The organism is Thermanaeromonas toyohensis ToBE, from assembly GCF_900176005.1.
GTDB lineage: Bacteria > Bacillota > DSM-521 > Neomoorellales > Neomoorellaceae > Thermanaeromonas > Thermanaeromonas toyohensis.
This window is the reverse complement of record NZ_LT838272.1, coordinates 3,320,405-3,334,024: the sequence shown is the minus strand read 5'-3', so window position 1 is coordinate 3,334,024 and position 13,620 is coordinate 3,320,405. Positions and strand designations below refer to the sequence as shown.

The 13,620-nt window shown below is 51.1% G+C and carries 16 protein-coding genes; 15 read left to right on the top strand and 1 reads right to left on the bottom strand.

The genetic code is table 11. The annotated features are described in order from the left end of the window. The first annotated feature begins 92 nt into the window (after window positions 1–92). The 14 genes from rpmH (at window position 93) to B9A14_RS16780 (ending at window position 11,654) form a co-directional block, all read left to right on the top strand. Window positions 93–227 carry a 50S ribosomal protein L34 gene (gene rpmH, locus B9A14_RS16845; RefSeq protein WP_084666962.1) on the top strand — a complete coding sequence of 45 codons (135 nt, stop codon included), beginning with the start codon at window positions 93–95 and terminating at the stop codon, window positions 225–227. 43 nt (window positions 228–270) lie between these two features. Next, window positions 271–639 (top strand): ribonuclease P protein component, encoded by a 369-nt coding sequence (gene rnpA, locus B9A14_RS16840; RefSeq protein WP_084666961.1) that lies wholly within the window; start codon window positions 271–273, stop codon window positions 637–639. Between the two features lie 13 nt (window positions 640–652). Next, window positions 653–841 (top strand): membrane protein insertion efficiency factor YidD, encoded by a 189-nt coding sequence (yidD, locus tag B9A14_RS16835; RefSeq protein ID WP_231967857.1) that lies wholly within the window; start codon window positions 653–655, stop codon window positions 839–841. Between the two features lie 27 nt (window positions 842–868). Continuing rightward, window positions 869–1,546 carry a YidC/Oxa1 family membrane protein insertase gene (locus B9A14_RS16830; protein WP_084666959.1) on the top strand — a complete coding sequence of 226 codons (678 nt, stop codon included), beginning with the start codon at window positions 869–871 and terminating at the stop codon, window positions 1,544–1,546. Next, window positions 1,543–2,166: an RNA-binding cell elongation regulator Jag/EloR gene (gene jag / locus B9A14_RS16825; RefSeq protein WP_084666958.1), complete on the top strand. Its 624-nt coding sequence runs from the start codon at window positions 1,543–1,545 to the stop codon at window positions 2,164–2,166. Before B9A14_RS16830 ends, jag begins: the two co-directional genes overlap by 4 nt. A gap of 113 nt (window positions 2,167–2,279) precedes the next feature. Further along, window positions 2,280–3,659 (top strand): tRNA uridine-5-carboxymethylaminomethyl(34) synthesis GTPase MnmE, encoded by a 1,380-nt coding sequence (gene mnmE, locus B9A14_RS16820; protein WP_084666957.1) that lies wholly within the window; start codon window positions 2,280–2,282, stop codon window positions 3,657–3,659. An 18-nt stretch (window positions 3,660–3,677) separates the two neighbouring features. Beyond that, window positions 3,678–5,579: a tRNA uridine-5-carboxymethylaminomethyl(34) synthesis enzyme MnmG gene (gene mnmG, locus B9A14_RS16815; RefSeq protein ID WP_084666956.1), complete on the top strand. Its 1,902-nt coding sequence runs from the start codon at window positions 3,678–3,680 to the stop codon at window positions 5,577–5,579. 31 nt (window positions 5,580–5,610) lie between these two features. Next, window positions 5,611–6,339: a 16S rRNA (guanine(527)-N(7))-methyltransferase RsmG gene (gene rsmG, locus B9A14_RS16810; protein ID WP_084666955.1), complete on the top strand. Its 729-nt coding sequence runs from the start codon at window positions 5,611–5,613 to the stop codon at window positions 6,337–6,339. A gap of 113 nt (window positions 6,340–6,452) precedes the next feature. Continuing rightward, window positions 6,453–7,214, top strand: coding sequence for a ParA family protein (locus B9A14_RS16805; RefSeq protein WP_084666954.1), 762 nt, complete (start codon window positions 6,453–6,455; stop codon window positions 7,212–7,214). After that, window positions 7,207–8,100, top strand: a complete 894-nt coding sequence (locus B9A14_RS16800) for a ParB/RepB/Spo0J family partition protein (protein WP_084666953.1) — start codon at window positions 7,207–7,209, stop codon at window positions 8,098–8,100. Before B9A14_RS16805 ends, B9A14_RS16800 begins: the two co-directional genes overlap by 8 nt. A 55-nt stretch (window positions 8,101–8,155) precedes the next feature. After that, a complete protein-coding gene (gene larE / locus B9A14_RS16795) occupies window positions 8,156–9,049 on the top strand; it encodes an ATP-dependent sacrificial sulfur transferase LarE (protein ID WP_277995832.1) in 894 nt (297 codons plus the stop codon). Then, window positions 9,046–10,290 (top strand): nickel pincer cofactor biosynthesis protein LarC, encoded by a 1,245-nt coding sequence (larC, locus tag B9A14_RS16790; protein WP_084666952.1) that lies wholly within the window; start codon window positions 9,046–9,048, stop codon window positions 10,288–10,290. The genes larE and larC overlap by 4 nt, the downstream gene beginning before the upstream one ends. 168 nt (window positions 10,291–10,458) lie before the next feature. Next, window positions 10,459–10,986 carry a DUF4446 family protein gene (locus B9A14_RS16785; RefSeq protein WP_084666951.1) on the top strand — a complete coding sequence of 176 codons (528 nt, stop codon included), beginning with the start codon at window positions 10,459–10,461 and terminating at the stop codon, window positions 10,984–10,986. A 26-nt stretch (window positions 10,987–11,012) separates the two neighbouring features. Next, window positions 11,013–11,654, top strand: a complete 642-nt coding sequence (locus B9A14_RS16780; protein ID WP_084666950.1) for a phosphoribosyltransferase — start codon at window positions 11,013–11,015, stop codon at window positions 11,652–11,654. On the opposite strand, the gene yyaC is transcribed toward B9A14_RS16780, so the two are convergent. Beyond that, window positions 11,639–12,271, bottom strand: coding sequence for a spore protease YyaC (gene yyaC / locus B9A14_RS16775; RefSeq protein WP_084666949.1), 633 nt, complete (start codon window positions 12,269–12,271; stop codon window positions 11,639–11,641). The genes B9A14_RS16780 and yyaC overlap by 16 nt on opposite strands. 287 nt (window positions 12,272–12,558) lie before the next feature. Between yyaC and B9A14_RS16770 the strand changes: the two genes are divergently transcribed. Further along, window positions 12,559–13,584 (top strand): GerMN domain-containing protein, encoded by a 1,026-nt coding sequence (locus B9A14_RS16770; protein ID WP_084666948.1) that lies wholly within the window; start codon window positions 12,559–12,561, stop codon window positions 13,582–13,584. The last annotated feature ends 36 nt before the right edge of the window (window positions 13,585–13,620 follow it).

The following is a 13,620-nucleotide window of genomic DNA, read 5'->3' as shown; positions in this document are numbered from 1 at the left end:
AAGTATGAGGCGTAACTTTATATATAGATATCGGTTATTAAGGTGTAATTTGGAGTAATTTAATTTTAGAGTAATTTTTGGGAGGGAAGGGGTTGAAAAGGACTTATCAGCCAAAGCGTAGGCACCGTAAAAGGGTGCATGGATTTCTTAAGCGGATGAGCACTAGGGCAGGACGGGAGATTTTAAGGAGGCGCCGCCGTAAAGGTAGAAAGCGCTTAACTGCTTAAGGCCGCAAGAGGCCTTATAACATTTTTACCAGGGGGGCAAGATATGCTTCCGGCCGCCCGCAGGATTACCCAGGCAGCTGAATTCCGAAGGGTTTACCGCCAGGGGCGGAGGGTGGGAAGCAGAGCTTTAGTCCTGTACTTTCGTCCTAACGGTGGAAAGCTTACTCGTTTCGGTTTTTCCGTTTCTAAACGGATAGGTCGTTCTGTAGTGCGCAACCGTTGTAAAAGGCTTTTGCGGGAAGCCTGTCGGCGGCAGTTAAAGTTATTTCGGCCCGGGTTTGATATAGTTTTAGTGGCTCGGGAAGGGATTAAGGAATTGTGCTTTAAGGAAGTAATGGAAGAGGTATTAATTTTAAGTGAGAAGGCTAAACTGTTGGTGAACTCGGAAAGAGAGGCGGGAGAACCTGGCTAAGATTATTATCTTAATGATAAGACTTTACCAGCGGTTTTTTTCACCTTGGTGGGGACCACGTTGCCGTTTTTATCCTACCTGCTCAAATTATGCGTTAGAAGCCTTGGGGCGGTATGGAATCTTAAGGGGTGGTTGGCTTACTATAAGGCGTCTTATGAAATGCCATCCCTGGTATCCTGGTGGATATGACCCGGTGCCTTAAAGGGCAAAAGGAGGATAAAGGGGTATCTTGGGCGGATTGGTAGATTTTCTATCGCAATCGCTTCAATTTTTCTATAGAATTACAGGGGTTCTGGGTATACCTAACTATGGTCTGGCCATTATTTTCTTTACCGTAACCGTAAAGATATTGCTGTCCCCCCTAACCTATAAGCAGTTAAAGTCTATAAAGCGGATGCAGGAGCTGCAACCTAAGGTACAGGAGATACAGAAAAAATACAAAAACAACCCGCAGAAGGCCCAGCAGGCCATGCTAGAACTTTACCGGGCCGAAAAAATAAATCCTTTAGGCGGCTGCTTACCGCTACTTGTTCAGATGCCCATTTTGTTTGCCCTATTTGCTGCCTTACGGGATTTTTTTAATCCAGCGCGGAACCCGGCTGTAAAAATGGAGCATGCCAACTTCTTTTGGGTTCCTAACTTAGGTCAAGCAGATCCCTACTTTCTCTTGCCGGTGTTGGTAGCTTTAAGTACCTTTTTGCAACAGCGACTTAGTATGATAAATCCCCAGGACGGGTCGCAAAAGACCATGCTTATCGTTATGCCTCTAATTATCGGTTGGATGAGCAGCCAGCTTCCAGCCGGGTTGGCTCTCTACTGGGTAGTGTTTAGTCTTATGGGCATCTTGGAGCAGTGGTTATTGCGTAGGCAGCCGGGGTTAGCGAAGGAGGAAGTCAGTACTAAATGAAGGCTGTGGAGATGACCGGGAGGACAGTACAGGAGGCTGTGGAGGCGGCCCTTCAGGTTTTAGGAGCCAGGAGAGAAGAAGTGGAAGTGGAGGTTTTGGAAGAAGGGAGTAAAGGTTTTTTAGGACTGTTAGGTTCCCGCCAAGCCAAGGTCAGGGTAAGCTTACTGGAGAATCCAGAAAAGGTTATCAAAGAGTTTTTAGAGAAGGTGCTTAAGGCTATGGCTTTGAAAGCGGGTGTGGAGATACGCCGGCGCGAGGATTATTTTTTAGTTAGCTTCCACGGCCGTGAGCTTGGCTTGCTCATAGGACGCCGGGGGGAAACTTTAAATGCCCTCCAGTATCTGACTAATCTGGCAGTAAGCCGGCTTATAGGCCAGCGGGTGCGCATTGTTTTAGATGCTGAAGGGTATCGGAAAAGGAGAGAACAGGCTCTGGTACGTCTAGCCCGCCGGCTTTCCGAAAAGGTTAAACGCACGGGTAATAAGGTTGTATTGGAGCCCATGACTGCGCAGGAGCGGAGGATTATCCATACTGCTTTGCAGAACGATGCCCAGGTTATCACTTATAGCGAGGGAGAGGAACCCCACCGGAAGGTGGTTATCTCCTTAAGGAAGGGATAAAAGGCGAAAGGGCGGCAGTCAAATTTTAAGTAGCCCAGTAATACATATCCGGGTATTACTGGGCTTTGTGTTATTTTAGGCTGTCTAAAATTTAAGTGCGGAGGTAAGGGAAGTTGCTGGAGGATACCATAGCCGCTATAGCTACTCCCTTAGGGGAAGGGGGTATTGGTATAATCCGGCTAAGCGGGCCGGAAGCCATCCAGATAGCTGCTAGGGTATTCCGGCCTAAGCGCGGGCCATCTTTAGAGGAGACATGTACTCACCGGGTACGCTTGGGGTTAGCCTTGGATCCTAAAACAGGGGAAGTGGTGGATGAAGTCCTAGCGCTGGTGATGCGGGCCCCGCGCAGTTATACGGCGGAAGATGTGGTGGAGCTCCATTGCCATGGGGGACCCCTGGCCTGTGCCCGGGTGCTGGAGGCGGTATTGAAGGCTGGCGCCCGGTTGGCCGAGCCGGGAGAGTTTACCCGCCGGGCCTATCTCAATGGGAGGCTAGATCTGGCCCAAGCAGAAGCGGTTTTAAATATCATACGAGCCCGTAGCCGAGCGGGGTTGGCTGCCGCTGTAAACCAGCTGGAGGGCGGTCTTTCCAAGAAGGTTAAAGAGATCAAAGATGAAATTACCGGGGTATTAGCTTCTATAGAAGCTAGTCTCGATTTTCCAGAAGAGGTAGGCGACCCAGGTAGGGAAGAGAAGGAAAGGCTAAATAAGGCTAGAGAAGCCTTAAAGCGTTTGCTTTCTACTTGGGAGGAAGGTAAAATTTTGAGCCAGGGAATTAAAATAACCCTGGTGGGAAGGCCTAATGTGGGGAAATCTAGCCTTCTAAATGCCTTTTTAAAGGAAGAACGGGCCATTGTCAGCGATATACCTGGTACCACCCGCGATACCATAAAGGAGATCTTGCAGCTAGGGGGCTTTCCTTGTGAGCTCGTGGATACTGCCGGCTGGCGGCAGGCAGCGGATGGATTAGAAGAGCTGGGCATAGCTAGGAGCCGGGCTGCTGCTGCCGCAGCGGACTTGGTATTGTTAGTTGTGGATTTGACGGTGGGGGTTACCCAGGAAGATACAGAGATTGCGGAAAGCTTAAGGGATAAGCCCTTGATAGTTGTAGGTAATAAGGTAGATGCGGTTTTAGAAGTGGACGCGGGCTCTTTAGAAAGATTGGCTGGGTCGTGCCCGTGGGTAGCCGTCTCTGCCAAGACAGGAGAGGGGTTGGAGGAGTTAGGTCGGAAGATACGGGATCTCATCTTAAGCGGGCGGGCTTTGAGAGGGCCGGGAGAACCGCTGTTATTGCGGGAAAGGCATAAAGTAGCCCTGGAAAGGGCTTTAGAGCATGTAGAGGACGCTCTACGGGGATGGTCGGAAGGGATACCCTGGGACCTAGTGAGTGTCGATCTGCAAGGAGCCTGGGAGGCCTTAGGTGAGATTACCGGGGAGACAGCGCGGGAGGAAATTTTAGATCGTATTTTTAGCGAGTTTTGCCTGGGAAAGTGAGAAAGGAGGGAAGGGGAGATGTACCAGGCTGGGAGTTATGACGTAATTGTAGTGGGAGCCGGCCATGCCGGGTGTGAAGCGGCTTTGGCTGCAGCTCGCTTGGGTTGTCGCACCCTGCTTTTAACCTTAAGCTTAGAAGCTGTCGCTATGATGGCTTGCAACCCCTCGGTGGGTGGTCCAGGCAAAGGCCATTTAGTACGGGAGGTAGATGCCCTGGGGGGTCAGATAGGGTTAAACACGGATCGGAGCCGGATCCAGATACGCAGACTAAACATGGGTAAAGGCCCAGCTGTCAGGGCCTTGCGGGCGCAAGCAGATAAGAAACTTTACCAGCAGCTTATGCTTTTGACCCTCCTTAGGCAGCCTAATCTTGAGCTTAAACAGGCTACGGTTACCCAGGTGGTAACTGAAGGTGGTCGGGTTAAAGGGGTGCTAACCCGGACGGGTGGTTTTTTTAGCTGCCGTAGCTTAGTGGTAACTACAGGGACTTATTTGAGGGGCCGTATCATAATTGGTGATGTAGCCTACGACGGTGGCCCTAATGGCCAGTTCCCCTCGATAGAGCTGGCTAAAAGCCTTCGGGAGCTGGGCCTTAGAATGGGTCGCTTTAAGACAGGGACTCCGCCACGGGTGAACCGTCGCTCGGTTGATTTTTCTAAGATGATCGAGCAACCAGGTGATGAGGGTCCTCTCTACTTTTCCTTTTGGGAGGAGACGCCTGGCCGGCCCAATGTGCCCTGTTGGTTGACCTATACCAATGAAAAAACCCACGCTATTATCCGGGACAATTTGCACCGGGCTCCTTTGTTTACTGGACTCATTGAGGGGCGGGGGCCGCGGTATTGCCCTTCCATTGAGGATAAAGTAGTAAGATTCGATCGGCCGGCCCATCAGGTTTTTCTAGAACCGGAAGGGCTAGGTACCGATGAAATGTACGTGCAAGGAGTCTCCACCAGCCTTCCTGAAGATGTGCAGATTGAGGTTCTGCATAGCATACGGGGCTTGGAGAAGGCGGAAATGGTACGGCCCGGTTATGCCATCGAATATGATTACGTGGATCCTACCCAGCTTAAGCTGACTTTGGAATGTAAAGATATACCAGGCCTGTTCCTAGCCGGACAAATAAACGGTACTTCAGGGTACGAGGAAGCGGCTGCCCAGGGACTTTTGGCTGGGATCAATGCTGCCTGCCTGGCTAAGGAAAAAGAGGGCCTGATTATTAGCCGTTCCGAGGGTTATATCGGGGTGCTCATCGATGATCTGGTAACGCGCGGGGTGACTGAGCCTTACCGGATGCTTACTTCCCGGGCTGAACACAGGTTGCTCTTGCGGGAAGATAATGCGGATCTGCGCCTGGCCGAAAAGGGTTATAAAGTGGGGTTGTTGGATGCGGCCCGCTTTGAAGCTTTTTGTCGTAAGAAGGAAGCTATAGATCGGGCCTTAGAAGAACTCCGTACGCGGCAGGTGGGTCCGGAGACGGAGGAACTGCAAGAATTGCTTGAAGAAAAAGGAGAACCCCCCCTTAAAGGGCCGGTAAGCCTGGCAGATATTTTAAAGCGGCCCCATATTAGTTTAGGTGATCTTAAGGCTAAGGGGCTGTTCCCTGAGCTTAATCCTCTGGTGGCGGAACAGGTAGAGATCTCTTTAAAATATGAAGGCTATATCGCTAAGGAAAAGGCGCAGGTAGAAAGGATGGCCCGTTTAGAAGGTCGGCGCATCCCGCCAGATATAGATTATTACCAGATAAAGGGTTTATCCCGGGAAGGCCAGGAGAGGCTAAGCAAGGTACGGCCAGAATCCATCGGGCAGGCCCTACGTGTTCCAGGGGTTACCCCTGCAGACGTGAGCCTATTGTTAGTTTATTTAGAACAGAGACGGCGTCTATCCCTGGATAAAGAAGGGCTACAAGTCGCTAAGTGAGCCAGGTCTTAAGTGAGGAGGAAGCCTTTTAGTGGCTAGCCAAGGAGGGTCTATAGAGGAGCTACGCCGTTTTTTGGAAGAGCAAGGTTTGCCGGTAGAGGCTTCCCAGGCAGAGCTCCTTTACCGCTATGGGAGGATGCTTAAAGAGGCTGGGGAGAGCCTTAACCTTAGCGCTATACGGGAGGAGAAGGAGATCTGGAGGAAACATTTTTTAGATTCCCTTCTCCTTTTTTTTGCCCTTGATGTTCCAAAGGGTGCTCGGGTGGTGGACATCGGTACGGGGGCAGGGCTTCCTGGCCTGGTGGTAAAAATTTATCGCCCGGACCTATCCGTAACTTTAGTGGATAGTAAGCACAAAAAATTAGCTTTTGTGCAGCGGGTATTGGGGGAGTTGGGATTACAGGATGTAATTTGTAAGGTGGCCCGGGCTGAGGAACTAGGGCAAAAGGAAAATTGGCGGGCATCCTTCGATTTAGCTTTAGTGCGGGCCGTGGCGGAGCTACGGGTCTTGGTAGAATATGGATTACCGCTCTTAAAGTTAGGAGGGAAGCTGGTGGCCTATAAGGGGCCCCGAGCTGAGGAAGAAGTAGAAGAGGCTAGGCGGGCCTTAAGTTTAGTGGGTGGGGAAGTAGAGGGTATCTGGAGAGGCCGGTTACCGGGGGTAGGCGAAGAGAGGAAGATAGTTATTATACGCAAAACCATTCCTACTTCTCCCGCCTGGCCTAGGCGTGCAGGAATCCCCTCTAAGAGACCCCTTTAAGGGGAGGGGAGATTTTTGATATAGTAAATGGTGGGGCTAAAGGTTAAAGTTAAAGAAGAGATAAGTTGGTTTCGTTAGGCAAGGTGTGGGGTATAAAGAGGGGGGAGGATTATTTGGGGAGGGTTATTGCCGTAGCCAACCAGAAGGGCGGGGTAGGGAAAACAACTACAGCGGTTAATTTGAGCGCTTGTTTGGCTGAGGAGGGGAAGAGGGTTCTTCTGGTGGATATCGATCCCCAGGGCAATGCTACTAGTGGGGTAGGCGTAGACCGTTTCCAGCTCGAACATTCGGTGTATGAGGTGCTGATTGAAGGAGTGCCCCTGGAGGCGGTTATAGTACCTACGACAATACGCAATTTAGCTCTGGCTCCGGCCACCATTGAGCTTGCTGGAGCCGAGGTGGAGCTGGTTAACGCTGTCTCCAGGGAGGAGCGGCTAAAGAAGGCGTTAGCTAGGGTCAGGGAAGAGTACGATTTTGTCCTTATTGATTGCCCTCCCTCTTTAGGCCTCCTTACCCTTAATGCCTTGACTGCTGCTGATCGGGTTCTAATTCCCATCCAGTGTGAGTATTATGCCCTGGAAGGGCTAGGTCAACTCATGAACACAGTGCGGTTGGTATCCAGGCATTTAAACCCAGGCTTAGAAGTGGAGGGGGTAGTGCTTACCATGTTTGACCCCCGGACCAATCTAGCTATTCAAGTAGTAGAGGAAGTCAAGGGATATTTTCGAGATAAGGTTTTTAGGAGTCTCATCCCCCGGAACGTCAGGCTAAGTGAAGCCCCCAGCTACGGCCAGCCTATAACTGTATACGATCCTCGTTCCCGGGGTGCCGAGGCTTATCGGGAATTAGCTAAGGAGGTGCTCGCTAATGGTTAAGCGCGGGCTGGGTCGGGGTTTAGGGGCCTTATTGCCTGAACTTAAGGATAAAGAAGGGACAAGCGGGGTACAGCTTTTACCTGTGGATACCATTGTGGCTGGAAAACACCAACCCCGGGAAGACTTTGATAGAGAGAAGCTAGAGGAACTGGTGAATTCTATCCGCGCCCACGGGGTAATCCAGCCCATTGTAGTGCGGCCCTTAGGGGAGGGGCGTTATGAACTAGTGGCTGGGGAACGGCGCTGGCGGGCTTGCCAGTTGGCTGGCCTAAGGGAGATCCCCGCCTTGGTTAGACAACTAGATGAGAGAGAAGTGCGGGAGATAGCTTTGATTGAGAATGTGCAGCGGGAAGATCTTAATCCTTTGGAGGAAGCTAAAGCTTACCAAGCCTTGCTGGTGGAGTATGGGCTTACTCAGGAGGAGATAGCTTCCCGGGTAGGCAAAAGCCGGCCGGTCATTGCCAATGCCCTGCGTCTGTTACAGTTGCCGCTGGCGGTGCAGGAGATGTTGCGCCAGGGACAGCTTTCGGCTGGTCATGCCCGGGCCCTCCTTTCCCTCGAGGATCCGGAACTGCAGGTGCGGGCGGCGGCGGAAGTTGTAAATAGGAAGCTAAGCGTGCGGGAAACAGAAGAATTGGTACGACGGTGGCAAAGGAAGGGGGTTACCGGGCCAGGGATCAGTGCGGAAAAGAAACGCCGCCAGCCCGACTGGGAACTGGAGGCGGTTACAGAGACTTTGGAGGCCAGGTTGGGTACAACAGTTAAAATTCGCCCTTTACGTCAAGGCGGACGCATTGAAATTTATTATTATAGTGATGGGGAGTTAGAGCGCCTGTTGCAATTATTAGGACAGGAGATTGGGGAACGAGAGGAATGTTTCACGTGAAACATTACCCTACTTTTAAAACCTATATTCTAAAATAAGGAGGCGAACACCTGGTTTGGTAGCCGTCTTGGCTGGAGGCAAAAACAGTCAAGTTTTTAAGCCAGGGGAAGCTATGCTGGACCCACAACTTAATCAAAAATTAGAGCGTCTTAAATCGATATTGAGCGAGCTCGGCAGTGTAGTAGTAGCCTATTCGGGGGGTGTAGATAGCACCCTTCTGTTGCGTGTGGCCAAAGAAACCGCCCAACGCGTCCTGGCAGTTACCGCTACTTCTCCCACCTACCCGCAATCTGAACTTGAACAGGCTCAAAAGATAGCCCAAAGCCTAGAGGTGGAACATCTGATAATAGAAAGCCAGGAGATGGAAAATCCCCAATTTTGTGCTAATCCTGCCGACCGGTGTTATTATTGTAAGAGCGAGCTTTTTAGCAAACTTAGGAGCGTAGCGGCTGAGCAGGGGTTTAAAGCTGTGGTGGACGGTTCTAATGCCGAAGACCTGGGTGACTTTCGCCCTGGGATGCGAGCAGCTAGAGAATACGGTATCCGGAGTCCTTTATTGGAAGCAGGGCTTACTAAAGGGGAAATAAGAGAGCTTTCCCGCTATTATGGGCTACCTACTTGGGACAAACCCGCCATGGCTTGCCTATCTTCCCGCATCCCTTATGGTGAACCTATCACTCCAGAAAAAGTAAAGCAGATAGAAGCCGGAGAGGCCTTCCTGCATAGCCTAGGCCTTAAGGAGGTGCGCTTGCGGCACCACGGCCCTATAGCCCGGCTGGAAGTACATCCCGCAGCTTTCCCTTTATTAATTACTGAAGGGGTGAGGGAAAGGATTATTACCTTCCTAAAGAACCTGGGCTTCATTTACGTAACCCTAGATCTGGAGGGCTACCGTAGCGGGAGCATGAACGAACTTCTCCCACCACAAGGGGAAGGGGTGGGACAATGAAGGTGGCTTACCTAGATTGTTTTTCTGGAATAAGTGGGGATATGTTTCTAGGGGCCCTGCTATCCTGCGGGCTAAATCTTAAAGATTTAGAGGACGGGCTTAAAACCCTTCCCCTGGAAGGATGGCAGCTTAAACTTAAGCGTGTTCGCCAGCACGGAATAGAAGCCATAGATGTGGAGGTCATGGTTGAAGGTCCTCAGCCAGAACGCCATCTTAAGGATATTCTCGCCCTAATCCAGGCTTCTTCCCTACCTGCTCCTGTACAGGAAAAGGCCAGGGCTGTTTTCGAACGCCTGGCCGCCGCTGAAGGACGCGTGCATGGTATTTCGCCAGAAGCTGTCCACTTTCACGAGGTGGGGGCTGTAGATGCTATTATCGACATTGTTGGTACTTGCTGGGGCCTTCACCTCCTGGGTATAAATTTAGTTTATTCTTCGCCTCTACCTTTGGGATCGGGTTGGGTCCATTGCCGGCACGGCGAACTTCCCGTACCGGCTCCAGCTACTGCTTATCTCTTAGAAGGTGTCCCGGTTTACGGTAGCCAACTTCAGGTAGAGCTAGTTACTCCCACAGGGGCAGCCCTAGTAACTACCCTGGCTTCTTCCTTCGGCCCGTTACCTCCTATGAAGCTTTTAGCCTGTGGATATGGGGCAGGCAAGACCGCTTTAAGCCGGCCTAATTTGTTACGTATATTTTTAGGTGAAACCTGGCCAGGCTTTGAGCAGGGGGACATCCTTTCCCCAGGGGATAAGATCCTAGTAGTAGAGACGAACATCGATGATATGAATCCCGAATTTTTTCCCTCTTTAATGCAAGAGGTTTTAGCTGCGGGGGCTGTAGATGCCTTTCTTACCCCGGTCCAGATGAAGAAAGGGCGGCCGGGAGTTATTTTTACCGCCCTATGCTCCCCGGCTAACTTGCAGGGCGTAGCTTTAGCTTTGTTCCGCCATTCCAGCACCTTGGGCTTGCGTGTGCGGGAAGAAGTCCGGCTAGTAGCTAGGCGGGAAGTCTGCGCTGTCTCCACTGAGTACGGGGAGATCCTGGTCAAGTGGGGGGTCTTCCGCCCGCCCCATGGAGGGGAAGCGATCTTTAATGTAGCCCCGGAATTTGAATCCTGCTACCGCCTAGCGAAGGAGAAGGGCCTCCCTTTAAAGGAAGTTTATGCAGCAGCCCTAGCGGCCGCTCGAACACTAGGGCCTCCGGCTAGGCTTCTCCAAGGATTTCAGGAAGAAAAGGGCTAGGTTCTCCACTTTCACTTCGCTCCCACTCCACTGCCCCTGGCTGGCCGGGTATCTTGTTCACCGAGCCCGGCCTTTACTCTTTTGTATAACCCAAAAAGGGAAAAGGGGCTTCGGTGTGGAATTAAATTGAGGCTTACTTTTACAGACTCTCCAAGGGGGCACGAAGCTATGCTGGCAGATATAAACTACTGGATGCGCTTTATGCTTCCCTATGTGCCGCACTTAAGCATAGTTACCCTGGTGGTGGGTGTTATTCTGCTGATGATAATGTTTCATACCTTAGGAGAAATCAGGCGTCTGGATCGTAGATTGCGTCGCTTGGCGGGTGTGGGAGAGATAGAGGATTTAAGTAATGTACTGGAACGCTTTCGGGATTTAAAAGAGGTGCGGGACCGGATAGAACACCTGGAAGAAAAAGTTAGCGATATTTTACATAGCCTGGAAAGTACCCTCTGCCGCGTGGGGCTCGTGCGCTTTAACGCCTTCCCCGATACAGGGAGCGAATTGAGCTTTGCCCTGGCCGTACTTTCTAAGGAAGGGGATGGTTTTATCCTCACTAGCCTTTACTCCAGGGAAGAAACGAGGGTTTTTTTAAAGCCTGTCAAACGGGGTCGAGCCCTCTACCGTATAAGCGAGGAGGAAGAAAAGGCTTTACATATAGCCCTCGGTTACTTAACCCCGGAAAGGGAAAAATAAAAACAAAAAACAGGGGGGGAAGCCAGGTGCTCTTTAGAGACCGGCAGGAAGCGGGCAAGAAGCTGGCCCAGGCCTTAAGCGCCTTTGCTGGGCGAGATGTGTTGATCTTAGCTATTCCTCGGGGAGGAGTGGTGGTGGCCGGGCCAGTGGCAGCTGCCTTAAAGGCTGAACTAGATGTTATTATTCCTCGGAAAGTGGGGGCACCGGGGAATAAAGAATTAGCAGTAGCGGCAGTAACCCCGGACGGCACTGTTTTATACAATGAGAAAGCTTTAAACCTTCTAGGGTTAAACAAGGAGGAGCTGACCCCGGAGATCGACCGGGAGATAAAGGAGATTGAGCGACGCTTACAGGTTTACCGGGGTACTCGCAAGGAACCCCGGGTAAAGGGGAGGACGGTGATCATCATTGACGATGGCCTGGCCACAGGATTTACCATGGAAGCTGCCCTTATATCCTTAACAAAGAAGGAACCCCGGGAGCTTATCCTGGCGGTGCCTGTAGCGCCACCAGATACCCTGGAACGTTTACGGCCCTTGGTGAGCGAGGTAGTATGCCTGTTTACCCCCGAACCCTTTTACGCCGTAGGTCAATTTTATCACTCCTTTCCCCAGGTGGAGGATGAGGAAGTACTGGCTATTTTAAGGAGAAGTTATTGGAAACCTTGAACAGCAGGATAAGCATTTAAACCATAGGCCTTAAGGACGCCATGGTAGATGGCTAGGGCTATCCTCTCGGCCATGCGCATAACGAGACTCAACCGGGTGTTCTGTAATACAAAGTACTCCATATACCCCCCCACATTTACTATTCCTGTGAAGTGGATATCCCCTACCGCTGGCAAAACTTTGTTTACCCCCGCCCCCGGTTTCAGGGCGCCGGGAGATAAGGTGATGGTCCCTACACTGTCGGCCTGTCCCAGACAAGCATCCACGGCTATGATGAAGGGATGGGGGTAAGTAGCCCGTATAAGATCCAGTTTTTCAGAAAGATTGCTCGCGTGGACAGGGTCCTCCAGGGTACCATAAACGCTCGCTGGAAAATCGGGGAAGGAAACCAGCTTGCTTCCCACTAAAGGGCCTAAGCTGTCTCCAGTGGAGCGATCGGTCCCGATACCCATAACCACGAGGGGCCGGCTGTGGTCGGGATTAAGCTGTGAGAGGTACTCCTTTAGACCGGAACTCAGCTTTTCTACCACTAAAGGATCCTGGTAATGGTATTTGAGCTTGCTTAGGAGGTTAAAATCATCTGGGAAATGGCGGGAGATAAAAGGGAATGTAACCATACCTTACCTCCTGCGAGAGTCTCGTGGCTACAGTATATGCTTATTAAGCCTTTTTTATACATTTAAAGCGGCGGACATTACACCAGGAACAGTTCGGTTCCTAGTACATAAGCTATGATATGACGAAAGCGTATATTTGGTCACTTATAACGAAGTAGAAACAGTGCGGGCTAGTTCTGCTGGAGCGGAGGGGTTTTCTAAATGGGCCTAAATGGGCGGGGAGGATTTTCTTCCTCCTTTGTCGAACAATTTTTACTTAAGGGCCAGAAGGGGGTGTAAATTTATCTATGTCAGCCCTCTCCTTAAAGCGAAGGTTAAAAGTAGGGGGTTGCCTTGCTAGTATTTTACTTTTGGTCCTGGCCCTTGCCGGAACCTACGGATGCACCCGCCGGGCTAAGGTGGCTGCGGCGCCACCCCTTACTATTTCGGATAAACAGATGCGTCCTATACTGTATAGGCAGGAACTCCGCCAAGTGCTTATTTATTATGCCACGCCCGATGGTCGCTATCTAGTGCCGGTTACGGTGAGCATCAATCCAACCCGGGAAGTGGCTAAGACGGCGGTGGAGAAGCTCCTGGCTGGACCGGCCCAGGACGGGCTGGCCCGGACTATACCCGAGGGGACCAAACTCCGGGAGGTGTATTCTGTAGCTGGCGAAAATATCGCTTATGTAGACTTGACTAAGGAATTACTGCAGCTTAAAACTCCCTATGAGGCCGAACTAGCCCTTCGCTCTTTGGTGCTCACCCTTACGGAGCTAGAAGGTATAGAAAACATAAGGATTTTGGTAGAGGGCCAAAGGGTGGAACAACTAGGTGGGCTTAAAGTGGAGGATACCTTAAAGCGGCCATCCTCCGTGAATTCGTTGGTGAAAGAAGAGGGGAAAAAGGGGGATACAGTCCAGGTTTATTTTAGCGATAAAAATGCCCTTTATCTTATCCCCGTTGCTGTACCCATCCCTCCAGGTAAAGAAAAAGAACGGGAACGGGTAGCTATGGAAGCTTTAATTAAGGGTCCCCCGCCGGATAGCGGCCTGCTCCCTACCGTTTGGCCAGGTACAAAACTATTAAATTTCTTTATTCAGGATGGAGTGGCCTGGGTGGATTTGAGCCGCGAGGCCCTCTCGTACGGTGGGGGCTCTACAGCAGAAACGATGTTTGTTAATTCCCTTCTCTTTACCTTAACAGAAGATTTTAGCGTGACCAAGGTGCAACTTCTGTTTGAAGGGAAAAAGCGGGACCACCTCCCGGAAGGCACACCTGTTAACCGCCCCCTTTCCCGGCCCGAGCACCTAAACGTGATCTATAAATAATTCGAGGAAACGAGAAGCCCCTTCCGTAAGGAAGGG

Bases quoted from the DNA above. Each gene is read 5' to 3' on its own strand.
- jag (WP_084666958.1), top strand. From the start codon at position 1,543: ATGAAGGCTGTGGAGATGACCGGGAGGACAGTACAGGAGGCTGTGGAG.
- yyaC (WP_084666949.1), bottom strand. From the start codon at position 12,271: ATGGTTACATTCCCTTTTATCTCCCGCCATTTCCCAGATGATTTTAAC.
- larC (WP_084666952.1), top strand. From the start codon at position 9,046: ATGAAGGTGGCTTACCTAGATTGTTTTTCTGGAATAAGTGGGGATATG.
- B9A14_RS16770 (WP_084666948.1), top strand. From the start codon at position 12,559: ATGTCAGCCCTCTCCTTAAAGCGAAGGTTAAAAGTAGGGGGTTGCCTT.
- B9A14_RS16800 (WP_084666953.1), top strand. From the start codon at position 7,207: ATGGTTAAGCGCGGGCTGGGTCGGGGTTTAGGGGCCTTATTGCCTGAA.
- mnmG (WP_084666956.1), top strand. From the start codon at position 3,678: ATGTACCAGGCTGGGAGTTATGACGTAATTGTAGTGGGAGCCGGCCAT.
- B9A14_RS16785 (WP_084666951.1), top strand. From the start codon at position 10,459: ATGCTGGCAGATATAAACTACTGGATGCGCTTTATGCTTCCCTATGTG.
- yidD (WP_231967857.1), top strand. From the start codon at position 653: ATGATAAGACTTTACCAGCGGTTTTTTTCACCTTGGTGGGGACCACGT.
- rnpA (WP_084666961.1), top strand. From the start codon at position 271: ATGCTTCCGGCCGCCCGCAGGATTACCCAGGCAGCTGAATTCCGAAGG.